The organism is Leucobacter chromiireducens (assembly GCF_003917135.1).
Lineage (GTDB): Bacteria > Actinomycetota > Actinomycetes > Actinomycetales > Microbacteriaceae > Leucobacter > Leucobacter chromiireducens_A.
In genome coordinates this window covers 41,662-68,105 of the sequence record NZ_RPDI01000011.1, presented here as the reverse complement: position 1 = coordinate 68,105, position 26,444 = coordinate 41,662, and the positions used below count along the sequence as shown (strand labels likewise).

General features: G+C 69.1%; 23 protein-coding genes and 1 tRNA gene. 6 read left to right on the top strand and 18 right to left on the bottom strand.

What is annotated here, in order from left to right; genetic code table 11:
• Nucleotides 1-96 precede the first annotated feature (96 nt).
• From EGM46_RS07290 to EGM46_RS07260, 7 genes are all read right to left on the bottom strand, one after another.
• Nucleotides 97-1,575 carry an aspartate ammonia-lyase gene (locus tag EGM46_RS07290; protein WP_125099492.1) on the bottom strand — a complete coding sequence of 493 codons (1,479 nt, stop codon included), beginning with the start codon at nucleotides 1,573-1,575 and terminating at the stop codon, nucleotides 97-99.
• 123 nt (nucleotides 1,576-1,698) lie between these two features.
• Nucleotides 1,699-3,174: an MFS transporter gene (locus tag EGM46_RS07285; protein ID WP_125099524.1), complete on the bottom strand. Its 1,476-nt coding sequence runs from the start codon at nucleotides 3,172-3,174 to the stop codon at nucleotides 1,699-1,701.
• 131 nt (nucleotides 3,175-3,305) lie between these two features.
• Entirely contained in the window at nucleotides 3,306-4,178 is an 873-nt protein-coding gene (locus EGM46_RS07280; protein WP_125099491.1) for a M48 family metalloprotease, read from the bottom strand.
• Between the two features lie 12 nt (nucleotides 4,179-4,190).
• Entirely contained in the window at nucleotides 4,191-4,760 is a 570-nt protein-coding gene (locus EGM46_RS07275) for a LemA family protein (protein WP_125099490.1), read from the bottom strand.
• Between the two features lie 264 nt (nucleotides 4,761-5,024).
• Nucleotides 5,025-6,359, bottom strand: coding sequence for a D-arabinono-1,4-lactone oxidase (locus EGM46_RS07270; protein ID WP_125099489.1), 1,335 nt, complete (start codon nucleotides 6,357-6,359; stop codon nucleotides 5,025-5,027).
• A complete protein-coding gene (locus tag EGM46_RS07265) occupies nucleotides 6,356-7,606 on the bottom strand; it encodes an alanine racemase (RefSeq protein ID WP_125099488.1) in 1,251 nt (416 codons plus the stop codon). Before EGM46_RS07265 ends, EGM46_RS07270 begins: the two co-directional genes overlap by 4 nt.
• Nucleotides 7,607-7,668: 62 nt before the next feature.
• The gene (locus tag EGM46_RS07260; RefSeq protein ID WP_125099487.1) at nucleotides 7,669-7,818 is read right to left on the bottom strand and encodes a lipopolysaccharide assembly protein LapA domain-containing protein; all 150 of its coding nucleotides are present in this window, start codon (nucleotides 7,816-7,818) and stop codon (nucleotides 7,669-7,671) included.
• A gap of 273 nt (nucleotides 7,819-8,091) precedes the next feature.
• On the opposite strand from EGM46_RS07260, the gene EGM46_RS07255 reads away from it, so the two are divergent.
• From EGM46_RS07255 to EGM46_RS07240, 4 genes are all read left to right on the top strand, one after another.
• Entirely contained in the window at nucleotides 8,092-8,922 is an 831-nt protein-coding gene (locus tag EGM46_RS07255; RefSeq protein ID WP_206427530.1) for a transporter substrate-binding domain-containing protein, read from the top strand.
• Nucleotides 8,923-8,988: 66 nt separating this feature from the next.
• Nucleotides 8,989-9,657, top strand: coding sequence for an amino acid ABC transporter permease (locus EGM46_RS07250; RefSeq protein ID WP_125099486.1), 669 nt, complete (start codon nucleotides 8,989-8,991; stop codon nucleotides 9,655-9,657).
• The gene (locus EGM46_RS07245) at nucleotides 9,654-10,391 is read left to right on the top strand and encodes an amino acid ABC transporter ATP-binding protein (RefSeq protein ID WP_125099485.1); all 738 of its coding nucleotides are present in this window, start codon (nucleotides 9,654-9,656) and stop codon (nucleotides 10,389-10,391) included. Before EGM46_RS07250 ends, EGM46_RS07245 begins: the two co-directional genes overlap by 4 nt.
• Nucleotides 10,392-10,481: 90 nt before the next feature.
• Nucleotides 10,482-10,555 (top strand) — tRNA-Leu (locus tag EGM46_RS07240).
• A gap of 71 nt (nucleotides 10,556-10,626) precedes the next feature.
• Here the strand turns inward: EGM46_RS07240 and EGM46_RS07230 are convergent.
• A complete protein-coding gene (locus tag EGM46_RS07230; RefSeq protein ID WP_206427529.1) occupies nucleotides 10,627-12,546 on the bottom strand; it encodes an Ig domain-containing protein in 1,920 nt (639 codons plus the stop codon).
• 292 nt (nucleotides 12,547-12,838) lie between these two features.
• On the bottom strand, nucleotides 12,839-14,686 hold the full coding sequence (locus EGM46_RS07225) for a phosphoenolpyruvate carboxykinase (GTP) (RefSeq protein WP_206427528.1): 1,848 nt from the start codon (nucleotides 14,684-14,686) through the stop codon (nucleotides 12,839-12,841).
• A 128-nt stretch (nucleotides 14,687-14,814) separates the two neighbouring features.
• Here EGM46_RS07225 and EGM46_RS07220 point away from each other — a divergent pair, with 128 nt between their 5' ends.
• A complete protein-coding gene (locus EGM46_RS07220; RefSeq protein WP_125099484.1) occupies nucleotides 14,815-16,284 on the top strand; it encodes a helix-turn-helix domain-containing protein in 1,470 nt (489 codons plus the stop codon).
• A 224-nt stretch (nucleotides 16,285-16,508) separates the two neighbouring features.
• Here the strand turns inward: EGM46_RS07220 and EGM46_RS07215 are convergent, their stop codons facing one another.
• From EGM46_RS07215 to EGM46_RS07180, 8 genes are all read right to left on the bottom strand, one after another.
• On the bottom strand, nucleotides 16,509-17,849 hold the full coding sequence (locus EGM46_RS07215) for an NAD(P)/FAD-dependent oxidoreductase (protein WP_125099483.1): 1,341 nt from the start codon (nucleotides 17,847-17,849) through the stop codon (nucleotides 16,509-16,511).
• A gap of 197 nt (nucleotides 17,850-18,046) precedes the next feature.
• The gene (locus tag EGM46_RS07210; RefSeq protein ID WP_125099482.1) at nucleotides 18,047-18,529 is read right to left on the bottom strand and encodes a DUF501 domain-containing protein; all 483 of its coding nucleotides are present in this window, start codon (nucleotides 18,527-18,529) and stop codon (nucleotides 18,047-18,049) included.
• 86 nt (nucleotides 18,530-18,615) lie between these two features.
• Nucleotides 18,616-19,056, bottom strand: coding sequence for an FtsB family cell division protein (locus tag EGM46_RS07205; protein ID WP_125099481.1), 441 nt, complete (start codon nucleotides 19,054-19,056; stop codon nucleotides 18,616-18,618).
• 27 nt (nucleotides 19,057-19,083) lie between these two features.
• Nucleotides 19,084-20,364, bottom strand: a complete 1,281-nt coding sequence (gene eno, locus EGM46_RS07200) for a phosphopyruvate hydratase (protein WP_206427527.1) — start codon at nucleotides 20,362-20,364, stop codon at nucleotides 19,084-19,086.
• A gap of 125 nt (nucleotides 20,365-20,489) precedes the next feature.
• Nucleotides 20,490-20,924, bottom strand: coding sequence for a VOC family protein (locus tag EGM46_RS07195; RefSeq protein WP_125099479.1), 435 nt, complete (start codon nucleotides 20,922-20,924; stop codon nucleotides 20,490-20,492).
• 109 nt (nucleotides 20,925-21,033) lie between these two features.
• Entirely contained in the window at nucleotides 21,034-22,332 is a 1,299-nt protein-coding gene (gene hisS, locus EGM46_RS07190) for a histidine--tRNA ligase (protein WP_125099478.1), read from the bottom strand.
• A 99-nt stretch (nucleotides 22,333-22,431) separates the two neighbouring features.
• Nucleotides 22,432-24,126, bottom strand: coding sequence for a solute symporter family protein (locus tag EGM46_RS07185; RefSeq protein ID WP_125099477.1), 1,695 nt, complete (start codon nucleotides 24,124-24,126; stop codon nucleotides 22,432-22,434).
• Nucleotides 24,123-24,473 carry a DUF485 domain-containing protein gene (locus EGM46_RS07180; RefSeq protein ID WP_241156230.1) on the bottom strand — a complete coding sequence of 117 codons (351 nt, stop codon included), beginning with the start codon at nucleotides 24,471-24,473 and terminating at the stop codon, nucleotides 24,123-24,125. The genes EGM46_RS07185 and EGM46_RS07180 overlap by 4 nt, the downstream gene beginning before the upstream one ends.
• 166 nt (nucleotides 24,474-24,639) lie before the next feature.
• On the opposite strand from EGM46_RS07180, the gene EGM46_RS07175 reads away from it, so the two are divergent.
• Nucleotides 24,640-25,578, top strand: a complete 939-nt coding sequence (locus tag EGM46_RS07175) for a response regulator transcription factor (RefSeq protein ID WP_125099475.1) — start codon at nucleotides 24,640-24,642, stop codon at nucleotides 25,576-25,578.
• Here the strand turns inward: EGM46_RS07175 and EGM46_RS07170 are convergent.
• On the bottom strand, nucleotides 25,575-26,357 hold the full coding sequence (locus tag EGM46_RS07170) for a MazG nucleotide pyrophosphohydrolase domain-containing protein (RefSeq protein WP_125099474.1): 783 nt from the start codon (nucleotides 26,355-26,357) through the stop codon (nucleotides 25,575-25,577). The two genes, EGM46_RS07175 and EGM46_RS07170, sit on opposite strands and share 4 nt — an antisense overlap.
• Between the last annotated feature and the right edge of the window lie 87 nt (nucleotides 26,358-26,444).

The window sequence follows — 26,444 nt, the reverse complement described above, 5'->3', positions numbered from 1 at the left end:
CCAGGCGCCGGCAGGCACGCACGCCAGGCGCCGACGCCCGCACACGCAACAGGGGCGGTGGGATTTCTCCCACCGCCCCTGTTGCGTGTCACCGAGTTACTCGGCGACCGCGTTGTCCTCGAGCATCTGCGGCGCACCGGGGATGATGTCGATCGCGTCGGTCTCGGGCGCGAGCCCCGCGAGCTTCTGCGGCTGCAGAATGTCGTCGAGCTGCTCCTGATCGAGCAGCCCGCGCGACACCACGAGCTCGGAGACCTTCGCGTTGGTCGCGAGCGCCTCCTTCGCGAGCTTCGCGGCCTCGGCGTAGCCGATCACGGGCGCGAGCGCGGTGATCACCGTCACCGAGCGCGCCACCATGTCCTCGAGGCGATCCTCGTTGGCGGTGATGCCGTCCACGCAGTTCACGCGCAGCGTCTGGCACGCGCGCTCAAGCCACGTGATCGACTGGAACAGCGAGTGCGCGATGATCGGCTCGAACGCGTTGAGCTGCAACTGCCCGGCCTCGACCGCCATCGACACGGTCACGTCGGCGCCGGCGACCGAGTACGCCACCTGCGACACGGCCTCGGGGATCACGGGGTTCACCTTGCCCGGCATGATCGACGATCCGGCCTGGCGGGCCGGCAGGTTGATCTCGCCGAGCCCGGCCTGCGGACCCGAGGAGAGGAGGCGAAGGTCGTTCGAGATCTTCGAGAGCTTGAGCGCCGAGCGCTTGAGCGCACCCGAGAAGGTCACGAACACGCCGGTGTCGCTCGTCGACTCGACGAGGTCGCCAGCGGTGACGAGGTTCAGATCCGTGATCTCGCGGAGGTGGCGGATCACGGCCTCCTTGTAGCCCTTCGGCGCGTTGATGCCCGTGCCGATGGCCGTCGCACCCATGTTGACCTCGCCGAGCAGCGAGACCGCCTCCTGGAGGCGCTCGATGTCCTCGCGGAGCGTCACCGCGAACGCGTTGAACTCCTGGCCGAGCGTCATCGGGACCGCGTCCTGCAACTGCGTGCGGCCGACCTTGATGATGTGCGAGAACTCGCGGCCCTTCGCGGCGAACGACTCGGACAGCAGGCGCAGCTCCTCGAGCAGGCTGCCGAGCGAGAATGCGAGCGCGATCTTGATCGCGGTCGGGTACGTGTCGTTGGTCGACTGGCTGTGGTTCGTGTGATCGTTCGGGTTGATGTACGAGTAGTCGCCCTTGGCGTGGCCGGCGAGCTCGAGCGCGCGGTTCGTGATGACCTCGTTCGCGTTCATGTTGCTCGACGTGCCAGCGCCGCCCTGCACCACACCAACGACGAACTGGTCGTGGAGCATGCCGGTCTTGATCTCCTCGCAGGCGCGATCAATCAGCGTGGCGCGCTGCTCGTCGAGCGCCCCGATCTCGAGGTTGGCGCGCGCGGCGGCCTGCTTCACGCACGCGAACGCGCGGATGAAGTCGGGGTACACCGAGATGGGGCGACGCGCGATCGGGAAGTTCTCGTGAGCGCGAGCCGTGTGCACCCCCCAGTATGCTGACGCCGGGATCTCGAGACTCCCGAGAGAGTCGGTTTCGGTACGAGTCTGGGCGGAGAGGAAGTCACTCACCGGGTATCTAGCTCCTGTGTCGGAAAGGGTGCGGACAGGCCGCCGGGAACTCGTCCAGCCTACCCCGCAAAACATGCCGCGGCTACCTCAGCTGGACCGGGTCGCTCGCGCCGAATCGCGGGGTCAGCCGCGGGCGGGCAACTCCCCCGTCTGCGGCCCCGTTTCGGGCTCGGAGCCCCCAGCATCCTCGGGCGCGGCGGGCAGCTCGGCACCGGGAATCTGATCGATCGGGATCGCCCCCGTGGTCCCCTCCTGCGGCGCCGACTCCCCCAACAGATCGGGATCGCGGCGCAGCACCGAGATGGGCGCGGTGAGGGTCTCCGACTGCCTGCCAGGATCGTCGTCGAGGCCGGGCCTGCCGACGTGGGTGACCCGCCAGTGCCAGCCCTCGCGGTGGAAGCGCAGCTCGCGCGCGGTGAGGAGCCAGGTCATGCCGACGCCGAACGCGAGGAACGCGGCGATCGCGCTGATCACGAGCGTGGAGCGTGCCCCGAGCGCGTCGGCGGCCGCCCCGACGAGCGGCGCCCCGATGGGGGTTCCGCCCATGAGGATCGCCATGTAGAGGGCGAGCACGCGCCCGCGCACCGCCGGGTCCGCCGTGGTCTGCACGAAGCCGTTGGCTGTGGTGAGCATCGTCGAGATCGCGAAGCCGAGGAACACGAGCGTGAGCGCGAACGTCCAGAACGTCGGCATGAGCGCCGCGACCAGGCTGACGAGTGCGATGCCGCCGACCGAGATGATGACGACGCGGAGCCTTGCCTCCGGCCGTCTCGCGGACAGGAGCGCGCCGGAGAGCGAGCCGATCGCGAGGATCGAGGACAGCAGCCCGTAGTCCCCGGCTCCGCGGCCGAACTCCACGGCCATGGTCGACGACATCACCGGGAAGTTCATGCTGAAGGCGCCGACGAGGAACACGATCAGGAAGATGACGAGCAGGTCTGGCCGCTGCAGCACGGAGCGGAACCCGGCCGACAGTTGCCGCCACTGCGATTCGCGCCGGCCCGTGGCCTTCGGCGCCACCCGGCGCGTGGTGATCATGAGGAGCGCGCCGAGCACCGCGAGGAAGGACACCCCGTTGATGATGAACACCCAGCCCGAGCCAACGATCGCGATGAGCACGCCGGCGACGGCCGGGCCGATGAGGCGCGCGGAGTTGAACGACGCGGAGTTCAGCGCGACCGCGTTGGAGAGCTGATCCGTCCCGACGAGGTCGGACACGAAGGCCTGCCTGGAGGTCGTGTCGAACGCGTTCACGATGCCGAGGGCGAGGGCGAAGCCGTAGAGGTGCCACATGGTCGCCGCCCCGAGCACGAGCATCGTGCCGAGCGCGAAGGCGAGCAGCATGAGCAGGGACTGCGTGACGAGGAGCACTTTTCGCCGGTCGAATCGGTCGGCGACCGCGCCGCTGAAGGGCACGAGGAGCAGCTGCGGGCCGAACTGCAGCGCCATCGTCGTGCCGACCGCCGCAGCGTTCGTGTCCGTCAGCTCGGTGAGCACCACCCAGTTCTGCGTGGTGGCCTGCATCCATGCGCCGATGTTCGACAGGAACGCACCCCCGAACCAGATGCGGTAGTTACGCACGGAGAGCGATCGGAACATGCTGGACACGGTGCGGGGAACCTCCTTCGGCTCCCTCTACCCTATCCCCGCCCTCGGACACTCCCGCTGGCACTCCCGCGGGCAGGGCGCGTGGAATCGGCGCGCGCACCGCGGGTGACCGCGAGAAAACGCTAGAACTTGTCGCCCATGTCGAGCAGGCGGCGAATGCGGTCCGGGATCGGCGGGTGCGTCGCGAACAGGCGCTGCATCACCCCGGGCTTCAGCGGGTCGGCGATCCACAGGTGCGCCATGCTCGACTGCTGCTTCTGCAGCGGACGCCCGTACTCCGAGAGCTTGTGCAGCGCGCTCGCGAGCGCTTCGGGGTGGCGCGTGGTGAGGGCGCCGGTCGCGTCGGCGAGGTACTCGCGCTGGCGCGAAACGGCGAGCTGCACGAGGCTTGCGACGAGCGGGGCGACGAGCATCGCAACGATCCCGAACACCATGACGATGGGGTTGCCGTTGTTGTTGTTCCTGCCGAAGAAGGCGAGGCGAACGAGCATGTCGGCGATCATGCCGACCGCGACGACGAGGCCGTACACGATCATCGACACGCGAATGTCGTAGTTGCGGACGTGGCCGAGCTCGTGCGCCATCACTCCCTCGAGCTCCGCGTCAGTCATGATGTCGAGGAGGCCGGTCGTCGCTGCCACCATCGCGTGCTCGGGATCGCGGCCGGTCGCGAACGCGTTGGGCGCGGGATCCTGCACGATGTACACCTCGGGCATCGGTGTTCCCGTGGTGATCGCGAGGTTCTCGACGATGCGGTAGAGGCTCGGGTTATCCGCGGACGTTATCCGCTGCGCCCCGCTCATGGAGATAGCCTGCCGCCCCGCCATGAAGTACTGGAACAGGGCGTAGCCGATCGAGATCACGACGACCGTGATGACCATGCCTGGCGAGTTGTAGATCCACCCTGCGAGCCAGCCGAGCCCGCCGACGATGCCGACGAACAGCAGGATGATCAGGAAGCTGTTGACCTTGTTGCGACGTACTGCGCGGTACACGGCCCTCCCCGCCTAGAACTGGATGCGGGGCGGCTCGGAGATCGCGGCGACGTCGGTCACCTCGAAGAACTCGCGCTCCGTGAAGCCCATGCCCCGGGCAAAGATCGTGTTGGGGAACACCTGGATCTTGGTGTTGTACTCTCGCACGCCGCCGTTGAAGAAGCGGCGCGAGGCCTGAATCTTGTTCTCGGTGTCGACGAGCTCGCTCTGCAGCTGCAGGAAGTTCTGGCTGGCCTGGAGCTGCGGGTACGCCTCGGCGACCGCGAAGATGCTCTTCAGTGCGGCCTGCATGTGGTTCTCCGCCTGCGAGGCCTCGGCCGGGCCCTGCGCGGAGATCGTCTCCGCACGCGCGCGGGTGACCGAGTCGAACACGCTCTTCTCGTGCGCGGCGTAGCCCTTCACCGTCTCGATCAGCGAGGGGATGAGGTCGGCGCGACGCTTCAGCTGCACCGTGATGTCGCTCCAGGCCTCGTCAACGCGCACGCGCAGCGTCACGAGCGAGTTGTACGTCGCCCAGACGTAGATACCGAGAATCACGAGGACGCCGACGACGATCAGCGTGGCAATCAATCCACCAGACATGTGTGCATCCTATCGAGCGATCCCCGGAAACACCTGTGGAATGCCCTGCGGGCCCGCTCGCGTGTGGGCTGGGGGTGCTTTCTCGCGTGGCGCCCCGGCCCGTTCTCACACGGCTCCCCGGCCCGTTCTCACACTTAGTGCGGGTGCGGTCCGGATACGGGGCGCTGACCGGATCAAACTGGCATCAAGTAAGGGGTGCCGGGCGAGCGGTGCGCCAGCGAGCGGTGCGGCAGCGGGCGGGGGCGCCAGCGGGCCCGCCCCGCCCTACTCGCCCAGGACGCGCGCGAGGTAGGGGTTGGCAAACACCCGATCGGGATCGATCCGATCCCGCACCGCGGTGAATTGATCGAACGCCGGGTACACCGCGCGCAGATCCGCCGCCGCTCGCGTGTGCATCTTGCCCCAGTGCGGCCGCCCGGCGTGCTCCGCGAGGATCTGCTCGGCCTCGCGGAGGTAGCCGAGATCCCGATCCCGGTGGAAGCGGTGCACCGCGATGTAGCCCGACTCCCTGCCGTGCGCGGTGGAGAGCAGCAGCTCATCCGGCGCCGCGGAGCGCACCTCGATCGGGAACGACACCGTGTACCGCCGCCGCTCGATCAGCGCGCGGAGCTCCCGGATCGCGTCCGGCACCGCGGCGAGCGGCACCGAGTACTCCATCTCCCGGAACCGGACGCGCCGGTTCGTGATGAAGACGCGGTGCGACTCGTCGACGTAGCTGCGACGGCTCGACACCGTCTCGACGACGCGGTTGATGCCGGGGATCGCGCGCGGGAACGCCGCCCCGAGCCCGCAGCACACCCCGAACGCGAGGTTGTTCGCGAGCTCCTCGTCGACAAAGCGGGACACGCGGCCAAGCGGCTCGGTGCCGTGCGCGAGCGGCAGCCGCGTGTTCGTCTTCGTGCGCACAGAGCGCGTGTGCGGAAACCAGAAGAACTCGAAGTGGTCGGCCGCCCGGGAGCGCGCAACGAACGTGTCGAGCACGTCGTCGAGCTGCGCCGGCGCCTCCTCGGCCCGCAGCAGAAATCGCGGGACGCACTGCAGCGTCACCTCGGTGACCACGCCGAGCGCGCCGAGCCCGAGCGCGGCGGCGGGGAGCAGCTCGGCATGCTGCGTGTCATCGATCATGAGGATCTCGCCGGTGCCCGTGACGAGCTGCATGCCGACGATCCCGGTGGAGATGCCGCCGAGTGCGAGCCCGGTGCCGTGGGTGCCCGTCTGCGTTGCGCCGGTGATCGACTGCCGGTCGATGTCTCCCATGTTCGGGAGCGCGAGCCCGAGCGGCCCGAGGATCGCGGGGAGCTCCCACAGTCGCGTGCCACCGCGCAGAGTGACGCGCCCGCGGGCAAGGTCTGCCGAGACGAGGCCGCGCATGCGGTCCATGTCGATGCGGATCCCGTCGGTCGCGCCGATCGCCGTGAAGCTGTGCGAGGCGCCGATCGGTTTCACCGTGTGGCCGGTCTCGCGTGCACGCTCCACGACGCGCACCACCTGTTCGGCGCTGCGCGGCGCGACCGCGAGCGCGGGCGAGGAGCGCTCGGTACGCGCCCAGTTGTGCCAGGGGTGCGGTGCGGCCGCGCGCGGCGGCGTGCTCTGACTCACAGGAAACACTGTCCCTCTCCCCGGTAGCTGCGCACCGGCTCGCCGGCGCGGCCGTCTGCGTGAATGGGCACGATCTCGGTCGCGTGTTCCAGCGGCTCCCCCGCCTTCGCGTGGCGCAGCCACACGCGGTCCCCCGGCGCAAGCCCTGAGGCGGCGGCGCCGCACACCGGCGTCTGCACTTCCCCGGCGCCCTCGCGCGGCTCGAAGCGGAGCCCGGCTGGCCAGACGGGCAGCGGGAGGCGATCCGGAGCCGCTGGCCCCGACGCGATCCAGCCGCCGCCGAGCAGCGTCGCGCGATCCGGGGTCGGCTTCCGCACCACGTCGAGGGCGAAGCCGAGCGCTGGCGCGACGGAGAACGCGGCGTAGTGATCAAAGAGGTGCGGCCCGTAGAGCCCGCTGCCCGCTGCGAGTTCCGTGACGGCCGGTTCGGCGGCGGTGCGCTCGAGCGAGCCGGTGCCCCCGCCGTTCACGAACGCAAGGTCAGCGACTTCGCGCACGGCGGCCACCGCCGCGGCGCGCCGCTCGGCGAGCTCCGCACCGCTCGCGCGCTGCACCGTGCGCAGCAGCGCGGCCTCGGCGCGGCCGCCCGGGCGATCGGCGACGCCGGCGATCTGCGCCTCGTAGGCCATCACGCCGACGAGCGCGAATCCGGGGCGCGCGACGACACGCGCCGCGAGCGCGCGCAGCTGCTCGGGATCGCGCACCGGCGAGCGCCGCACCCCAATGTGCCCGAGCGCCCGCGTGCGCCACGACGCGTCGAGGTCGAGGCAGACCCGGATCTCCGCGCGTGCGCCGGGCGCGACGACCGCGTCGACGAGGTCGAGCTGCGCTTCGCTATCCACCATGATCGTGACGCGCGCCGCGAGCTGCGGCGAGGCCGCGAGCTGTGCGATCGCCGCGCGGTCGACGCTCGGGTAGCCGACGACCACGTCGTCGATCGTTTCGGCGAGCCAGAGCGCTTCGGCGAGCGTGTAGGCGAGCACACCGCGGAACCCGGGGAGCGCGAGCACCGCGTCGAGCACGGGGCGGGCGCGCACCGACTTGCTCGCGATCCGAATGGGGAGGCCCCCGGCGCGGCGGAGGAGTTCGTCGGCGTTCCAGCGGAGCGCGGCGAGACTCAAGCCAACGACCGGCGCCGGCAGGTGCGCGGTTGCCGCGTGCATGGCTCCCCAGTAGCGGGCCGCATCCTGCCACGGCTGCGCTGCCGCGGCGCTCACGGTCTCGGCCGAGGTGAGGTCGAGCGTCATACCCGAAGTGTATGCCCTCCCGGGTGGTCTGCGGGGCGGGCCGTGGAGGTGGTTTTCCGGGACTAGCTGTCGCGGGTCGCCCGGTCGACGTCTGCCTGCCACCTCGCGCGCGCTTCGGCGCGGCGCGCGCGCCAGACCCGGTAGCGCATGAGCAGAGCGATCGCGGCGGCGCCGAGGAGCACGACGACGAGCAGAATCTTTGCGAGGGGCACGCGGCCAGCATACTCGGGGCGCGGCCGGGCGACCGCACTCCTGCCCGGGCAGCCTCGCTCCGCCCTAGCACGCCGCGCTCCGCCCCCGCGCGATCCGGCTTGGTATCGGAACGTGACCTTCCCGCGTGATCCGCGTGATTCCGGAGGTCTCCAGCCGGCACTCAGCCGAGTTTGCGGGAGTTTTCCGGCGCTCGTGGCGCGCGCAGGTTGACCCTTTCTCGCGGGCATGCCTACCGTGGAGCCGGGGGCCGGACCACTCGGAAGGCCGAAACGTTGCCAATCTTTTCACGCACGAAACACACACCAGCAGCGCTCCTCGCCGCGCTCCTCGCCGTCAGCGTCGTCGGGTGCGCGCCTGCGGCGGACGGCGGTGACGCAGCGGAAGACACCGCGCTTGAGGACACCTACACCGTTGTCACGGACAACTCGTTCGTTCCGTTCGCGTTCGACGAGGGCGGCGAGCACGTCGGCTTCGACGTCGACCTGATCACCGCGATCGCGGAGGAGGTCGGCTTCGAGATCGCCCTCGAAACCACGAACTTCGACGGCATCATCCCCGGTCTCCAGACCGGCGCGTTCGATCTCGCAATCGCGGGCATCACGATCACGGAAGAGCGCAAGCAGACCGTTGACTTCTCCGATCCGTACTACCGTTCGGGCATCCTCGTCGGCGTGCCGGTCGACAACTCGACGATCTCCAGCGTCGAGGACCTCGCAGACCTCACGGTCGCGTCCCGCCTCGGTTCCGCGCCGCTCGACTACCTCGCGGAGCACGTGCCGACGGCGAAGCCGCTGCCGTTCGAGCAGCTCGATCAGGCATACCTCGCCGTCGAGGGCGGCAGCGCCGACGCGGTGCTCTACGACGCACCGAATGTGGAGTACTACATCAGCACCACCGGCGCGGGGAAGCTCAAGGTGGTCGGGGATCTCCTCGAGGCGCAGGACTACGGGATCGCCGCTTCGAAGGGCAATGAGGCGCTCCTCGATGCGGTGAACGCTGCGCTCGCCTCGCTCATCGCCGACGGGCGCTACACCGATATCCACGAACGCTGGTTCGGCACCGAGCCACCCTGGCTCGACGAGCTCGAGTCAGCAGCGCAATAGCATGCGGACCGCAAAAGCGCCCCCGAGTTCTCGGGGGCGCGGCCCGGCGACCGCTCGCGAGCTCCGATGAACATCATTACCGGCTTTGACTGGGTCGGCGTCATCGACTTCCTGCCAGCGCTCGCTCGCGGGCTCTGGATCACGCTTCTCGTCGCGGTGGTCGGCCTCGCGATCGGCTTCGCGCTCGGGGCGCTCAGCGGCCTCGGCCGGCTGAACCGGATCCGCCCGATCGCGTGGCTCAGCATCGCCTACATCGAGCTGTTCCGCGGCACCCCCGTGCTCGTGCAGGCGATCTGGATCTACTTCGCGCTGCCCCTCCTCACGGGCTATACCCTGCCGTCGCTCGTCGCCGGCATCATCGTGATCGGGCTCAACTCCGGCGCGTACATCGGCGAGATCGTGCGCGGCGCCGTGCAGTCCATCGACCGCGGGCAGACCGAGGCTGGGCGCTCGCTCGGCATGAGCAGTGTGGCCGCGGCGGTGCACGTGGTCTGGCCGCAGGCGTTTCGGCGGATGATCCCGCCGCTCGGCAACCAGTTCATCATCAGCATCAAGGACACCTCGCTCCTCTCGGTGATCCTTGTTCCCGAGCTGATCTTCCAGGGCCGCCTCATCGCGGCCAGCCACTTCAACGCGGTCGAGATCTACACCACCGTCGCGGCGTTCTACCTCGTGATCACGCTCACGCTGTCGCGCGTGCTCACCCTCATCGAGCGCAGATTGGACCACACATGAGCGACATCATCGAGGTCACGCAGCTGCGCAAGGAGTTCGGGGGCACCGAGGTGCTGCGCGGGATCGACCTCACGGTCTCCGAGTCCGAGGTGGTGTGCGTCATCGGGCCGTCAGGCTCGGGCAAGAGCACGCTCCTGCGCTGCCTGAACCGGCTCGAGCGCAGCTCCGCGGGCTCGATCCGGATCGACGGGCACGAGCTGAGCGCGCCGCGCGTCGACATCGACGCGATCCGCACCGAGATCGGGATGGTATTCCAGCAGTTCAACCTCTTCCCGAACCGCACCGCGCTCGGCAATGTCGCGCTCGCGCCGCGCATCGTGCGTGGCGTATCTCGGGCGGCCGCCGAGGAGCGCGCGCTGCGACTCCTCGACAAGGTCGGCCTGCGCGAGAAAGCGGAGGCGTACCCTGCGCAGCTCTCCGGCGGGCAGCAGCAGCGCGTGGCGATCGCACGTGCGCTCGCGATGGAACCCAAGATTCTGCTGTTCGACGAGCCGACCTCCGCGCTCGATCCCGAGCTCGTCGGCGAGGTGCTCGCGGTGATGCAGGATCTGGCCGAGGAGGGCATGACGATGGTGGTGGTCACGCACGAGATGACGTTCGCCCGCAGGGTCGCCGACCGGGTCCTGTTCATGGACGAGGGGGTGATCGTCGAGGCCGGGGCGCCGGCCGACCTCTTCGGGGCCCCCACCGAGGAGCGCACCCGCGCGTTCCTGCGCCAGGTCGATGAGGAGTAGCGCTGGTGCGGACGCTCAGCAGGGCGGCCGCGCCGTAGCGCAGCCGTGCAGTACCGTCTGCCTGCCCCGCGTGTGGGAACATGGGGGCGGCCCCCCATAGCCCAACCGGCAGAGGCAGCCGACTTAAAATCGGCACAGTCTGGGTTCGAATCCCAGTGGGGGGACCGGCGCACACGAACACCGGGGCGCTCGGAACCCCATGGATTCCCAGCGCCCCGGCGTGCGGGTTCCGCGGCTACGCCGCCCGGCGGCGCGCCACGAGGAGGGCGATCGCGCCAGCAATGATCCCGGTCGCTGCGAGCACCCCGAGCGCGATGGGTGCTGCCCCGCCCGTCGTGCTCAGCACGCCGGTCTTCGCTCCGCCCGGCTGCCCAGTGCTCGTGCTGTCGGTCCCCGGCGTGGTGCCTGGGCCGCTCGGATCGGCGGGACCGGTCGGCCCGGTCGGCCCCGTCGGCCCGGTCGGATCAGTCGGTCCTGTCGGCCCGGTACCGCCGTCGGCCTCGCGCACCGTGAGGGTGTAGTCACGCTCGTCGGCACCAAAGCTGTCGGTCACGCGAACCGTGAAGGTGTACTCCCCCGCGGCCTCCGGGGTGCCGCTGAGCGCGCCGTTCTCCGCGTCGAGCTGCATTCCGGCCGGCAGGCCGACCACGGTGGCGCGGCTCGCCGCGTCATGATCGTTGGCGCTCCAGCGCAGGTCTGCGAGGCCGGTCGCCGTGATGGTCACCGCTGGGTATGGCGCGCCGACGGTGCCGTCGGCCAGCGGTCCGTCGAACGTGATCTTTGGTGCGGGTGCGTTCACCCGTGCCGACGCGCTCGCGCCGGACTGGCCCCAGAAGTCGTCGCTCCAGCGCACCCGGTAGGAAAGATTGAGGTTCTCGGCCTCGACCACGACATCCAGCTGCTCGTCGGTCGCGCCCTCGATATCGGTCCAGGTCTCCCCGTCGGCGGACGACTGCCACTGCACGCCGCCGCCGTGGCTGCGCTTGATGCCGACCGCCTCGATCTCAAACCGCACCTGCTCGCCCGGCTCGGTGACGGAAACGTCACCCGGGTTCGTGACGCTCGGCGCGTTCATGATCGAGACGGTGCTCCCCTTCTCCGCGTTGCTCCAGCCGCCGTTGGCGGTCAGGAGATCACCGGTGACGGGGTTCCGGGTAATCGAGAACGGGGCCGTCGGGGTCGCGCGGAAGCTCTCGGAGCGCGCGCCGCTCGTGAAGTCGGCGGCCATCACCATGTCCCAATAGGGCACGTTGCCAAACGCGCGGTTCTCCGCGTCCGAGCCGACCACGTCGTGCATCAGGTTGCCGACCGCGACCGAGCCGAGCGTCTCCCCGCTCGCCGGGTTGATGAGGCCCAGGCGTGAGCCAGAGCTGTCGGAGAAGTACACGCGCTCGTCCGAGCCGTCCGTGCGCAGCATGCCGACCGATTCGATCCCCTCGATCGTGGTCACCGAGACATCGGCAAGCGTCGCGGCGTCGAGGGTGTAGACCGTGTCATCGTGGCCGACGAGCAGCTGCGAGTCGCCCGCGATGAGCTGCATAGCGTGGAAGTTCATGCCCGTGAGCGTCCGGCTCACCAGCACCTCACCCGTGGTCATGTCGATCCGTTCGAGGTCGCCGTTGAGCCCGAGCACGGTGAAGGACTGTCCGTCGCTCGCGACCGCGAACTCCTGGATGTTCTCGACCACGTCGGTCGCGGTGCTCAGCACGCGCCGCTCGACGAGGTCGACGACCGCGATCCCCTTCGACCAGGTGCTGTTCGTCAGCGCGATCACGGCGCGCGAGCCGTCGGCGGTGATACGAATGTACTTCGCGCCGCTCGCGGGGAGTTCGAGCCGGTCGATGACCGTGCGCGTCGTGAGGTCGATGAAGACGAGCTCGTTCAGCTCGTCGGCGACGACATAGCCGGTGAGACCGTCCGGTGCGGCGACGAAGTCGCTCGGGCGCACCTCGTCACCGATGTGGATCTCGGTCTGCAGATCGGGCGTGAACGACGTCGCCGCGCGCGAGGTTGCCCCGCTCACTGTCGCTGCGGAGTCCGTCGGCATCTCCAGCGCGAGCGTGGGCGTCGCGAGCAGCAGCGCGAGTGCGCCGCCGAGCGCGGCGCCGACCGCGCTTCGTGCGCCGAGCGTGCGGCGCGAGTGTGTCTTCGTCATAGCAGTGCCCCCTTGTCGATGAGCCGGCTCGCCTCAGGCGACGCCGACGGCGCTCACCCGAGGACTCAGCCGCTCGGGGCGCCATGCGGGCACGAGTGCCCCCACACTTCGACGGTACGTTCGGAATGAGTGTGTAAGTAGCACACCAGAGACCGGGCTACGAGAACTGAGTAGGAGAGACCGTGAAATGAGAGCGAACCACGCAGGTGTCAGTGCAGAGCAGACGTAGGCCCCGTCGTTGGGCAGAACGACGGGGCCTACGGGTCGGTGCGCGCCTGAGTGGCGCCGCGCGCTACGCGCTCAGGCGAGTGCGGAGAGCTGCGAGCTGCTCACGCAGCGCAGCCGGCACGCGGTCTCCGAACTGCGCGAAGAACTCCTCGGTGAGGTCGGACTCGGCGAGCCACGAGGCGGGATCGATCGCGAAGAGCTCGGCGAGGTCGGCCTCGGGCACCTCGATGCCGTCGAGGTTCAGCTCGCCGGCGGCAGGCACGGTGCCAACGGCGGTCTCGCGACCGGACACGTCGCCCTCGACTCGGCGGATCACCCAGTCGATCACGCGCGAGTTGTCGCCGAAGCCCGGCCACAGGAAGCGACCATCGGCGCCCTTGCGGAACCAGTTGACCTGGAAGATCTTCGGTGCCTTGTCGCCGAGCTGCTCACCCATCTCGAGCCAGTGACCCCAGTAGTCGGCCATGTTGTAGCCGCAGAAGGGCAGCATCGCGAACGGGTCGCGGCGGAGCTCGCCGACGGTCCCCTCCTGCGCAGCGGTCTTCTCCGAGGAGATCGTCGCGCCAACGAAGACGCCGTGATCCCAGGACAGCGACTGCGCGACGAGCGGCACGTTGGTGGCGCGGCGGCCACCGAACAGGATCGCGTCGAGGGGCACGCCGTTCTGCTCGTACCAGTCCTGCGCCAGCGTCGGCGTCTGCTGGATCGGCACCGTGAAGCGCGAGTTCGGGTGAGCGGCGACGCGGCCGGACTCTGGGGTCCAGTCGTTGCCCTGCCAGTCGATCAGGTGCGCGGGCACCTCGTCGGTCTTACCCTCCCACCACACATCGCCGTCGTCGGTCAGGGCGACGTTCGTGTAGATCGTGTTGCCCCAGAGCGTCTCCATGGCGACGGGGTTCGTCGACTCTCCGGTGCCGGGAGCCACGCCGAAGAAGCCCGCCTCCGGGTTGATCGCGTAGAGGCGACCGTCGGTGCCGGGGCGCAGCCAGGCGATGTCGTCGCCGATGGTCTCGACCTTCCAGCCCGGGATCGTCGGCTGGAGCATCGCGAGGTTCGTCTTGCCGCACGCCGAGGGGAACGCTGCGGACAGGTGGTATGCCTTGTTCGTCTCGGTGTTCGTGAGCTTGAGGAGCAGCATGTGCTCGGCGAGCCAACCCTCGTTCTTGCCCATCACGCTGGCGATGCGCAGCGCGAAGCACTTCTTCGAGAGGAGCGCGTTGCCGCCGTAGCCCGAGCCGTACGACCAGACCTCAAGGGTCTCGGGGAAGTGAGTGATGTACTTCGTGTCGTTGCAGGGCCAGGCGCTGTCCTCCTCGCCGGGCTCGAGCGGAGCGCCGACCGAGTGCACGGTGCGCACCCACTCGGATCCGGGGAGGATCCCGTCGAGCGCCGCCTGCCCCATGCGGGTCATGATGCGCATGTTGAGCACGGCGTAGGGGGAATCGGTGATCTCGATGCCGAGCTGCGTGATCGCGCCGCCGACGGGGCCCATCGAGAACGGCACGACGTACATCGTGCGGCCGCGCATCGAGCCGGCGAAGAGCGGCATGAGCTCGGCCTTCATCGCGTCGGGCGCGACCCAGTTGTTCGTGGGGCCGGCGTCGGCCTCGTTCTCCGAGCAGATGAACGTGCGGTCCTCAACGCGTGCGACGTCCGCGGGGTGCGAGCGCGCGAGGAAGCTGCCGGGGCGGAGATCCTTGTTGAGCGGGATCAGCGTGCCAGCCTCGACCATTTCCGAGGTGATGCGGTTCCACTCGTCCTGGGACCCGGTGCACCACACGACCGCGTCGGGCTGCGTGAGCTCGGCGACTTCGGTGACCCACTGGATGACCTCGGTGTTGTTCGTGGTCGCGTCTGCGGCGACGAGGTCTGCGAACGAAATCTCGTTCTCGACGATCTGGCTGATACCCATGTCTATGTCGTGCTCCTCAAGATCCCACCGGCGAAGAATCGGTGACATCTCCATTCTGATGAAGGCATTCACGCTCCGTTCACCAAATGAGGCGTAAATTTTCCGTGTTTTTGTCGTATAGTCAAGTTATGGCTCCCAACAGTGTTTCTCCAGCCGCAGAGGCCGAGCTCGACCGACTGGTGCTCGGAAAACGCCTCAGATTCTTCCGCACGCAGGCGGGCCTGACCCTCGAGCAGCTGGGCGAGCGCGTGGGCGTCGTGGCGAGTCAGCTCTCGCTCATCGAGAACGGCAAGCGCGAGCCCAAGCTCAGCCTGCTGCAAGCGCTGGGGCGCGAGCTCGGCACCGATCCCGCGGCGTTTCTGACGGGCGAGGCGCCGGATCGGCGCAGCGCGCTCGAGGTGGAGCTCGAGCGCGCGCAGGCCACCCCCGCCTATCAGCGCCTGGGCCTCCCCCACGTGCGCGCGCCGCGCACGCTCGGCGACGAGACCCTCGAGGCGCTCATCGGCCTCCACCGCGAGCTCGCGCAGCGCTCGCGGGCCGCCGCGACCACCTCCGAGGAGGCCAGGCGCGCGAACACCGAGATCCGTCTCAAGATGCGCGAGCAGGACAACTACATTCAGGACATCGAGCTCGTTGCCTCGGACCTCATGCGCCGGATCGGCCACACCACCGGCGCGGTCACGCACCGGCAGGTCGCCATGCTTGCCGAGATGCTGGGCTTCACGCTCATCTTCGTTGACGACCTCCCCTCGAACACCCGGAGCATCACCGATCTGGAGAACGGCCGCATCTACCTGCCGCCGGCATCGATCCCCGGGGGCCACGGCCTCCGCTCCCTCGCGCTCCAGGCCATGGCGCACCGCGTGCTCGGGCACTCCGAGCCGAAAAGTTACGCGGAATTTCTCGAACAGCGGCTGCAGATCAACTACTTCGCGGCGGCCTGCCTCATCCCGGAGGCCCGCGCCGTCGACTTCCTGCAGCAGGCGAAGCGCAATCGCAACCTCGCCATCGAGGACTTCCGGGACGCATTCGGGGTGACGCACGAGGCGGCGGCCCACCGCTTCACGAACATCGCGACCCGCCACCTCGGCCTCCGCGTGCACCACTACCGCGCCGACGGCGCTGGCGCGCTCGTGCGCGGCTACGAGAACGACGGCCTTCCCTTCCCGAGCGATGCGCAGGGCTCCATCGAGGGCGAGTCGCTGTGCCACAAGTGGGGCGGCCGCACCGCGTTCAGCCGCACCAACCGCACGAGCGAGTTCTACCAGTACACGGACACTCCGAACGGCACGTTCTGGACGAGCGTGCAGACCGGGGACGCCGAGCTCGGCCCCTTCGCGATCGCGTGTGGGGTCGCGTTCGACGACGCGAAGTGGTTCCGCGGCCGCGACACCGCCGTGCGAAAGGCGTCGAGTTGCCCGGATCCCGCGTGCTGCCGCACCCCGGAGCCCGGGCTGCTCTCGCGGTGGGAGGGGAAGGCCTGGCCGAGCGCGCGCATGCACGCGCACGTGCTCTCGCCGCTGCCGGCGGGCACGTTCCCCGGCGTGGATGACACGGAGATGTACGAGTTCCTCAGCAAGCACGCCCCGGAGGAGTAGTCCCCACTTCCCCCACCCTCGCCCACTCCCACCGGCTGGATCGGGGTCACTTTGGCAGGGTGTCGTCGAGGTCCGGGACGCGACACCCTGCCAAAGTGACCCCGATCCGGTTGTGTGCCAAGCCGGGGCCGGGCCAGGCCGGCCCCGGGCGGACGGGCCGGGAGAACGCAGTGCGCCCCCGGCAGCCGAACGGCTGCCGGGGGCGCACTGCGTGCTGCGAGTGGTTACTCGGCTGCGGGCTTCGGGCGCGACGCGAACTCCTCGAAGATCGCGCGCGGCTCCTGCGTCGCCTCGATGTTGACGATGTCGCGGCCCAGGAAGAAGTGGCTCACCCAGCCGCCAAACACGCGCCACTTGCGCTCCCACGTGGGGATCGCGAGGCCGTGGTAGAAGCGGTGCGCCAGCCACGCAATGTACCCCTTGAGCGTGAAGTTGCCCGAGCGGAACACACCGGTGTTCATACCGAGACCGGCCACCGCGCCAGCGTTCTTGTGGTTGTATTCCGCGACGCCTTCGCCGCGCAGCGACGCAACGATGTTCTTCGCGAGCAGCTTGCCCTGGCGCACCGCGTGCTGCGCGTTGGGCACGCAGAAGCCGCCGGGGCCGGGGGTCGAGGAGATGTCGGGAACCTGCGACGTGTCGCCTGCGGTCCACGCGCCCTCGACGATCTCGCCCTCTTCGGTCGCAACGCGGAGCGACGGAGTGCCCACGACGTGGCCGCGCGCGCCGATCGGCAGGTCGGTGCCGCGGAGGAACGGGCGGGGCATGACGCCGGCGGTCCAGACGATGAGGTCGGACTCGTAGTTCTCGCCGGTGGAGAGCTCGATCTTGCCGTCAACCGCCGAGGAGAGCTGCGTGTTGAGGTGGATGTCGACGCCGCGACGGGTCTGGTCCTTGACCACCCAGTCGGCGAGGCCCTCGGTGACCTCGGGCATGATGCGCCCCATGGCCTCGACGAGGTGGAACTTCGTCTCGTCGAACGTGATCTCGGGATAGCGGCGCAACAGGCTGGTCGCGAACGAGCGGAGCTCGGACACCGACTCGATGCCGGCGAAGCCGCCGCCAACGACGGTCACGGTGAGGAGTCGGGCACGCTCGGCGGAGTCCTTCGGCAGCGACGCTGCGCGCTCGAAGTTGCCGACCATGCGATCGCGGATCGCGACGGCCTCCTCGATCGTCTTCATGCCGATCGCGTTGTCGGCGATGCCAGCGATCGGGAAAGTGCGGGACACGGAGCCCGTGGTGATCACGATCTGGTCGTACTCGAAGTCGTACGCCTCGCCAACGTTCGGCGTGATCGTCGCGGTCTTCGTTGCGTGCGAGATACCAGTGACCTTGCCCGCGATGTTCGCGGTGCGCTTCAGGTGGCGACGACGCGCGACGACCGCGTGGCGCGGCTCGATCGAGCCTGCCGCGACCTCGGGGAGGAACGGCAGGTACGCCATGTAGGGCAGCGGGTCGACGATCGTGACCTCGGCCTCACCGGCGCGGAGGAGCTTCTCCAGCTTCCATGCGGTGTAGAAGCCGGCGTAGCCACCGCCAACGATCAGAATCTTCTTCGCCACGGGGCGGTCTCCTTGATGCTCTGTGCGGGAACTGTCCGAGTGCGGACACAGCGGAACGGGCAGACTGCTGCCCTACGGCTCAGTCTATCGTGCAATTCCTGGCTGCTCAGCCACTTCCGCGGCCAAGCGCGCAAACGCAGTCGAAAATTCGGACGTTCCCCCTGGTCGTCGAACGTTCCGCGATCTTGAATGGGAGGTTAGGGGCGCCACCCGCAGCGTTCGAGTGCGAGGTCGCCGATCGGGTTCACCCCGGGTCCGGCCGCGAGCGCGTGGCCGATGAGGGCGTGCAGGCACTTCACGCGAGTCGGCATCCCGCCCGCAGACACCCCGGCGAGCTCTGGCACCTCACCGATCTGATCCCGATCCGCGATGTACTGCTCGTGCGCGGCCTGATACCGCGCGCGCAGTTCCTCGTCCTCCGCGAGCATCTCGTTGAACTCCACCATCACGCCTGCGGCTTCGAGGCGCGAGGCGGCGGCGACCGCCTCCGGGTGCGAGAGGTAGTAGAAGGTGGGGAACGGCGAGCCGTCCGGCAGCCGGGGCGCGGTCGCCACGACGGTCGGCACCCCGTCGGAGGTGCGCGCCGCGATGCCGATGACGCCGCGTGCCTCGCGCTCAAGCTGCGCGCTCACCGCGGCGATGTCGGCCTCGGTTGGTGCGGGAAACGGCGGACGGCTCATGGGGATCTCCTCGGGCGTCGGGGTGGTGGTGTGTGCGGGCTGGGGCGGCCAGAACAGCCGCGCGGGATCGGGGCGGAACCGCGTCGCTACGGGGCGGTGTCGTCCTTCGGGGCTGCGGTCCCCGCGCTCAGGAAGGAACCGACGAGCCCCTCAGCCCAGTTCGTCTCGATGCGTGAGAGCGTGTCGCTCGTCTCCTCGTCCGACTCGATCGGCATGGTCACATCGTCGATGACGTTGAGCTGGGTCTCGCCAGGCAGGACGTAGAACAGGCGGTCCCTGGCCTGCGCGCGGACGTAGACCGGATCCTTCCACTTCGCGCGCTCCGCGTCGATCTCGGTGACGGCCTCCTGGTGGATGCGCACGCTCTCGCGCAGCTCCGCGATCTCGCGCCGCTGCTGCACGAAGGTGGAGAGGCTGGGGCTGACGATGACGGCGCCTGCCAGCACCAGCCCGACGATCAGCACGGTGAAGACGCTGAAGCGCAGGCTCGAGGCCCAGGCCCCGAACTCCCCCGCTCCGCGTTTCACCGTGCTGCGTCTCCGTGGGTGGGTGGCTTACGCCGTGAAGCGCGGGAAGGCGCTGCGTCCCGCGTACTTCGCTGCGTTGCCCAGCTCCTCCTCGATACGGAGCAGCTGGTTGTACTTTGCGACGCGGTCCGAGCGCGCCGGGGCGCCCGTCTTGATCTGACCACAATCGGTCGCAACCGCGAGGTCGGCGATCGTGACGTCCTCGGTCTCGCCGGAGCGGTGCGACATCACGGCGGTGTAGCCCGCACGCTGCGCGAGCTGCACGGCGTCGAACGTCTCCGTGAGCGTGCCGATCTGGTTCACCTTGACGAGGATCGAGTTCGCGGTGCCACGCGCGATGCCGTCCGCGAGGCGCTCGGGGTTCGTGACGAACAGGTCGTCGCCGACGAGCTGCACGCGATCACCGATCTCGTCGGTGAGGATCTTCCAGCCCTCCCAGTCGTCCTCCGCGAGGGGATCCTCGATCGAGACGAGCGGGTACTTGTCCATGAGATCGGCGTAGTATGCGCTCATCTCGGCGGCCGTGCGCTGCTGACCCTCGAAGGTGTACACGCCGTCGGCGAAGAACTCGGTCGACGCGACGTCGAGCGCGAGCGCGACGTCCGTGCCCGGCGTGAGGCCGGCGCGCGTGATCGCCTCGACGATCAGGTCGAGCGCTGCCGCGTTGGTGGGCAGGTCGGGGGCGAAGCCGCCCTCGTCGCCGAGCGCGGTGGTGAGCCCCTGCTCCTTGAGCAGCGCCTTCAGCGAGTGGTACACCTCGACGCCCCAGCGGAGGCCCTCGGAGAAGGTCGTCGCGCCGAGCGGCACGGCCATGAACTCCTGGATGTCCACGCCGGTGTCGGCGTGCGCGCCACCGTTGATGATGTTCATGAGCGGCACGGGGAGGGTGCTCGCGTTCGGGCCGCCGAGGTAGCGGTAGAGGGGCAGCTCGGCCGACGCGGCAGCGGCGTGAGCGACCGCGAGGCTGACGCCGAGGATCGAGTTCGCCCCGACGCGCGACTTGTTGTCGGTGCCGTCGATCTCGCGCAGGACCCCGTCGATGATGCGCTGATCGTCGGCGGCGAAGCCCTCGATCGCCGGCGCGAGCTCCTCGAACACCGCGTCGACGGCCTTCGTGACGCCCTTGCCGAGGTAGCGATCCGAGTCACCGTCACGCAGCTCGTACGCCTCGAACGCGCCGGTGGAGGCGCCGGAGGGGACCGCGGCGCGGCCCACCGAGTCGTCGGTCAGGCCAACCTCGACCTCGACGGTCGGGTTGCCGCGCGAATCGAGAATCTCACGTGCGATCACTGCGTCAATAAATGCCACCATGCGCTCCTTGGGGTTCGTACCAGTGCCGGATCTCCGGGCAAGCGTGTGCGGCTGGTCGCCGCTGCCGACAAGTCTAGTGGCACTCCCCGGCGCGGCACCTGCGCACTCCGCCCCGGCGGGGGCTACCCGTTCTCGGCGAGGAACGCCTCCGGGCCCTGCTCCGCGGCCGCCGGGTCCATGTAGAGGAATTCAAGGATCGTGCCATCCGGGTCCTCGAGGTCGCGCGAGTACATGAAGCCGTAGTCCTGCGGGTCGCGCGGCTCGGAGCCACCGGCCGCGAGGCCCGCGGCGAGCACCGCGTCGACGTCCTCGCGCGAGTCGCGCGAGAGCGCGATGAGCACCTGTGCGCTGTCGCTCGCGTCGACCACCTGCTTGTCGGTGAACGTCGCGAAGTACTCGCGTGTCAGCACCATGAAGTACACCTGCTCGTCCCAGACGATGCACGCGGCGTTCTCGTCGCTGAACAGCGGGTTGATCTCGCAGCCGAGCGCCGTGTAGAACGCCTTCGAGCGCTCGAGGTCGCTCGTTGCGATGTTGACGAAGATCTGAGTGGACATGGTCGACTTCCCATCCGGCCGCGCGGTGCAACCCTCGCGGAAAGCGTCGCACCGCGCGGCGCCCCCGTCAAGGGTTCCGTGTGGAACCCGCCGGCAGGGTCGCGCGCACCTAGCCGGCGAGCGGCCGCAGCTCGAGCTCGTCGGCCGAGGACACGCCGGCGCGCACGTTGGCGACGCTCGTGAAGCCCTCGGCCGCCACCCGCGCGAGCAGCGTCTTCATGTTCTTCTGCCGCTTCTCGATGCGCACGCGGTGCCCGCGTCCGACGAGCTCACGCTTCAGCGCGACGAGCTGCGCGAGCTCGACGTCAGCGTCGGCGATGAGCGCAACGGCGTCCGGCCCCGTCGCCTCGGGCAGCGTGATGAGGTCGACCACGCGCTCGAAGCCGATGGAGAAGCCGACCGCCGGCACGTCCTGCCCGAGGAAGCGGCCGACCATGCCGTCGTAGCGGCCGCCGCCGCCCACCGAGCTGCCGGATCCCGGGTGCGCAATCTCGAAGATGGTGCCGGTGTAGTACCCCATGCCGCGCACGAGCGTTGGATCGAAGCGCAGCTCGACGCCCGCGGGAAGCGCTCCGGTGAGCGCCGCGCCGAGCTCCGCGAGGTTCGCGATGCCGTCAGCGGCGGCGCCCTCGGGCAGCACGGCGGCGATCCGGTCCCCGGTGAGCGGGATCCCGTCGCCCGCGATCGCGGGTTCCACCGCTGCGAGCACGGCGCCGATGCGATCCGCGGCTGCCGCATCGATCTCGCGCAGCTCCTCGACCACGCCAGCTGCGCCGATCTTGTCGAGCTTGTCGACCGTGATGAGCGCGCGCTCGTGCGTCTCCGCCGCGAAGCCGCAGTGCTCGAGCAGGCCGAAGAGAATGCGGCGGTCGTTCACGCGGATCACGCAGCCGGCGAGGCCGAGCTCGGCGAGCGCCTGCGACGTCGCGGTGATCAGCTCGATCTCGGCGAGGATCCCCGGCTCACCGATGATGTCGATGTCCGCCTGCACGAACTGGCGGTAGCGCCCCTTCTGCGGGCGCTCGGCGCGCCACACCGGCGCGATCTGGATCGAGCGGAACACCGGGGGCAGCTCCGCGCGGTGCGAGGCGTAGAAACGGGTGAGCGGCACCGTGAGGTCGAACCGCAGGCCGAGATCGGCGAGCTGTTCGACGTCGCCGGCGGCCGCGGCAGCTGCGAGCGCCTCGGCCGTGATCCCGCGCTTCAGAATCGAGAACGACAGCTTCTCGTTGTCGCCGCCCAGGCCGGCGTGGAGCCGCCCCCAGTCCTCGACGACGGGCGTCTCGATCTCGTCGAAGCCGTGCGCGCGGTAGACACCCTTGATGATGCCGAGCGCGTGCTCGCGGCGCGCCTTGTCTGCTGGCAGGAAGTCGCGCATGCCGCGGGGCGGGTTCACTGGGGAGGCCATTCCCCCATTCTTCCATCTTCGCGAGGCAGCCGCGCGCACGGACCGAGCCCCGGCCGACCCGCTCGCGGGCCGACCGGGGCTGCGCACCACCGGCCGAGGCTACGAGTCAGCACCCTCAGACCTGCGCTCCCCCTCCTCGAGCGCCGCCTGCGCACGGTGCTCTTCGGTCACCGGGGGCTCGGCGCCGTGCCCGGTGAGCGCGCGCACTTCCATCTCCGCGGCGAGCTTGCGCGACTCCTGACCGCGCTGCGTGACCGAGCCGAGCCAGCCGAGGAAGAAGCCGACCGGAATCGAGATGATGCCGGGATTCTTCAACGGGAACACCGCGAAGTCGACGCCCTCGCCGAGCATCGCCGTCGGATTGCCAGACATCACCGGGGAGAGCACGATCAAGCCGACGGCGGTGATCAATCCGCCCAGCATCGACCAGAGTGCCCCGCGCGTAGTGAACTTCTTCCAGAACAGCGAGTAGAGGATCGTCGGCAGGTTGGCGGACGCTGCAACCGCGAACGCAAGTGCGACCAGGAACGCAACGTTCTGTCCCTGCGCGCCGATGCCGCCGACCACGGCGACGACGCCAATCACCAGCGTCGTGCTTTTCGCGACGCGAATTTCTTGCTTGGCGGTCGCGGTGCCACGCTTGATCACACTGTTGTAGACGTCGTGCGCGAACGACGCCGACGCGGTGATGGTGAGCCCCGCGACGACCGCGAGGATCGTCGCGAACGCGACCGCTGAGATGAAGCCAAGCAGGAGTGGCCCACCGAGCTCCGCAGCGAGGAGCGGCGCCGCCGAGTTCTCACCGCCGGGGGCCTTCGCGATCGTCTCTGGCCCGACGAGTGCGCCTGCCCCGTACCCGAGCACGAGCGTGAACAGGTAGAAGATCCCGATGAGCCAGATCGCCCACACAACCGATCGCCGCGCTTCCCGCGCCGTCGGCACCGTGTAGAAGCGCATCAGCACGTGCGGCAGCCCGGCAGTACCGAGCACGAGGGCGATCGCGAGTGACACGAAGTCGATCGGGTTCTCGCCGTACCGGAGTCCCGGCGCGAGGATTGCTGCGCCGTTGGCGTTCTCGGGATGATTCACCGCGGTCTCAAGGAGCGCCGCGAAGTTGAAACTCTTGAGCGCAAGTACCCACACGGTCATCGCGCCGGCTCCGGCGATGAGCAGCACCGCCTTAATGATCTGCACCCAGGTGGTGCCCTTCATCCCGCCGATGAGCACGTACAGGATCATGACGACCCCAACGACAGCGATCACCACGGACTGGCCGAGCTGATCCTCAACGCCGAGCAGCAGCGAGACGAGCCCGCCGGCGCCGGCCATCTGCGCGATCAGATAGAAGAAGCTGACCGCGAGCGTCGTCAGTGCGGCAGCCATGCGCACGGGCCGCTCACGCAGCCGGAACGAGAGCACGTCAGCCATCGTGAACTTCGCGGTGTTCCGCATCAGTTCAGCGACGAGGAGCAGCGCGACGAGCCAGGCGACGAGGAAACCGATCGAGTAGAGAAAGCCGTCGTAGCCAGCGATCGCGATCGCGCCGCAGATACCAAGGAATGAGGCCGCAGAGAGGTAGTCGCCGGCGATCGCCAGCCCGTTCTGACGCCCCGTGAAAGAACGCCCGCCGGCGTAGAAGTCGGCGGCTGTTCGGTTGCTCCGACTCGCGCGAATCACGATGACCATCGTCACCGCGACAAACGCGATGAAGATCGTGATGTTCAACACCGGATTCTGTTCCGCCGCGGTGTCCCCGATGAGCGGTCTGATGGTGGAGAGGTGTGTAGCACTCATGCGCCGCTCCCCTCGGTGTCCCCCGCCGCCACGGCCAGGTGCTCGAGCTCAGCGCGCAGCTCCTGCGAGAGCGGATCAAGCCGCCGGTTCGCGTAGGCCACATAGCTCATCGTGATTATGAACGTGGTCACGAACTGGCCGAGCCCGAACCACAGACCGACATTGAGTCCCCACAACGGTTGCGCCATGAAGTCGTGCGCATACGCGGCGAGCAGCACGTAGGTGAGGAACCAGGCGAGGAACGCGATCGCCAGGGGGAACACGAAGCGTCGGAATCGGTGCTTGAACGTCCGAAACCCGTCACTTTCTTGGAACGCGATGTAGTCAATTCCCGACTGATCATGCATGGATGATCCGGACTCTGACTCTGGCGTGCTGGGGACATTCATGGGGCCTCCTTGCCTCATGGTGGACCGGCCACGCGGTTGCGACCGCTTCGCTTCGATGCGAAGTGTTGTCCCGATGTTAGAAAGTCGGGATAGCATCGAATACCCCCGGAAGTTGGGAGCAACGATGACCCATCCCCCTCACCCCCTCTTGCTCGAAACCCTGGACGCCGCCGTTGAGGAGTTCGCGCACGAGACACGATTCCCCGTCGCCTTTGGCGGGTTCAATACCGGAGACCTCACGAGCGTCACTGCGTTCGCCGGCACCCGGACCCGCAGTCTCGCCGGTCTTCGCGTGCAGGCGGACCGCGGCCTCGGCGGACGCGCCATGTCAGAACACCGAGCGCGACTCACCCCTGACTACGCAAACTCCGGCCTCATCACCCATGACTATGACGAGCAGATCGGCGGGGAAGGTCTGGTCACCCTCCTCGCCGTCCCAGTGATCGTTGGCGGCGCTGTGCGTGCGGTCCTCTACGGCGGCAGCCGCGGCTCGCGGCTCGCCCAGGCACCGCGCCTCAGCGCGGGAGCCGCCGTCGCGCGTGCACTTGCGCGCGAGATCCGCGTACAGGATCGCGTGTCGGAGCCGCGGGCGCGCGCCACCACACACGGAGCGGAGCGCAACGGGGCTCTCTCGCTTGGTCGGAGCGCGGTTTCACGGGACGGCAGCGAGGCGCTCGCCACCGAGCTCGGGGACTCGCGCGCGGCCCCCGTCGGGATCGACGGCGAGGCGCTCGAACGGCTCCGCTGCGAGCACGCAGAGCTGCGGAGCATTGCCGCGGCGGTCTCGGACGAGGAAGTACGTGAGCGGATCAGCGCGCTCGGCGACCGCCTTGCGCGACTGGGCACCCCTGATCCGAGCGCCGATGCGGTGCACCTCTCGCCGCGCGAGGTCGACGTGCTCGCGCACGCAGCGCTCGGGGCGACGAACGTGGATATCGGCCGCGCGCTCCAGCTCGCCGAGAGCACCGTGAAAAGCTACCTGCGCACCGCGATGTCGAAGCTCGACGTGAACACGCGCCACGCGGCCGTCGCTGCGGCGCGGCGGCTGGGGATCCTGCCCTAGCCGTCGCCGTTGTGCATGACGCGGGCGGCGAGCCGGTCGACCGCCTGACGGAGGGCACGATCCGGATCGATGCTTGCCGCGTTTGCACGCATCACGAGCGCGAGCATGGCATCGCCGATGCCCACCTCGGCGAGGCGCTGCTCGTCCGGCCCGATGGCCGCGGCGAGTGGATCCTCCGGGCTCCCCTCCCCAGCGCTCGGCTCGACCAGGCCGGCGCGCTTCAGCCGCTCAACGACCTTCGCGGCGCGCGCGAGCGTCGGCATCCCTGCGGGGATCCCGTCGAGCGCCCCGCGCGAGCCACGCGCCTCCCCCGCGGCGTCTTCCTTGAGCCGCTCCCACTCGGCGTGGAGCTCCTCGACGCTCATGTAGCCGCGGTCTCCGAAGACGTGCGGGTGGCGCGCGATCAGCTTCTCCGAGAGCCCATCCGCGACGCTCGCGAGGTCGTAACCCTCACCGTCGCGCTCCGCGATCGCCGCGTGGAAGAGCACCTGGTAGAGCACGTCGCCCAGCTCAGAGCTGAGCTCGGCGGCCGGCAGATCGCGCTCGATCGCGTCGACAAACTCAGCGCTCTCCTCGATGAGGTACGGGGTCAGGCTGGCGTGCGTCTGCGCGGCGTGCCACGCGCAGCCGCCCGGCTCCACCATCGTGCGGACGGTCTGCGCGGCGCGTGCGACTGCGTCGGCCGCCGCGCTGGGTCTGGCAGGAGACGGAACGGTCGCTGGACTGTCCGCCTCCGAAGATTTGCTGCCGACCTTGGCCCCTGCGCTCGCGCTGTCCATGCCTTCCAGCCTACTCACGCGCCTGGAGAGCACCTGAGTCTGCGCGAGGGCGCAGCTCGGCGACATGGCGGCTCGGTTACGCTGGGA

Bases quoted from the DNA above. Each gene is read 5' to 3' on its own strand.
- EGM46_RS07285 (WP_125099524.1), bottom strand. From the start codon at position 3,174: ATGTTCCGATCGCTCTCCGTGCGTAACTACCGCATCTGGTTCGGGGGT.
- EGM46_RS07275 (WP_125099490.1), bottom strand. From the start codon at position 4,760: ATGTCTGGTGGATTGATTGCCACGCTGATCGTCGTCGGCGTCCTCGTG.
- EGM46_RS07265 (WP_125099488.1), bottom strand. From the start codon at position 7,606: ATGACGCTCGACCTCACCTCGGCCGAGACCGTGAGCGCCGCGGCAGCG.
- EGM46_RS07250 (WP_125099486.1), top strand. From the start codon at position 8,989: ATGAACATCATTACCGGCTTTGACTGGGTCGGCGTCATCGACTTCCTG.
- EGM46_RS07245 (WP_125099485.1), top strand. From the start codon at position 9,654: ATGAGCGACATCATCGAGGTCACGCAGCTGCGCAAGGAGTTCGGGGGC.
- EGM46_RS07230 (WP_206427529.1), bottom strand. From the start codon at position 12,546: ATGACGAAGACACACTCGCGCCGCACGCTCGGCGCACGAAGCGCGGTC.
- EGM46_RS07225 (WP_206427528.1), bottom strand. From the start codon at position 14,686: ATGGGTATCAGCCAGATCGTCGAGAACGAGATTTCGTTCGCAGACCTC.
- EGM46_RS07220 (WP_125099484.1), top strand. From the start codon at position 14,815: ATGGCTCCCAACAGTGTTTCTCCAGCCGCAGAGGCCGAGCTCGACCGA.
- EGM46_RS07210 (WP_125099482.1), bottom strand. From the start codon at position 18,529: ATGAGCCGTCCGCCGTTTCCCGCACCAACCGAGGCCGACATCGCCGCG.
- EGM46_RS07195 (WP_125099479.1), bottom strand. From the start codon at position 20,924: ATGTCCACTCAGATCTTCGTCAACATCGCAACGAGCGACCTCGAGCGC.
- hisS (WP_125099478.1), bottom strand. From the start codon at position 22,332: ATGGCCTCCCCAGTGAACCCGCCCCGCGGCATGCGCGACTTCCTGCCA.
- EGM46_RS07185 (WP_125099477.1), bottom strand. From the start codon at position 24,126: ATGAGTGCTACACACCTCTCCACCATCAGACCGCTCATCGGGGACACC.
- EGM46_RS07180 (WP_241156230.1), bottom strand. From the start codon at position 24,473: ATGCATGATCAGTCGGGAATTGACTACATCGCGTTCCAAGAAAGTGAC.
- EGM46_RS07175 (WP_125099475.1), top strand. From the start codon at position 24,640: ATGACCCATCCCCCTCACCCCCTCTTGCTCGAAACCCTGGACGCCGCC.
- EGM46_RS07170 (WP_125099474.1), bottom strand. From the start codon at position 26,357: ATGGACAGCGCGAGCGCAGGGGCCAAGGTCGGCAGCAAATCTTCGGAG.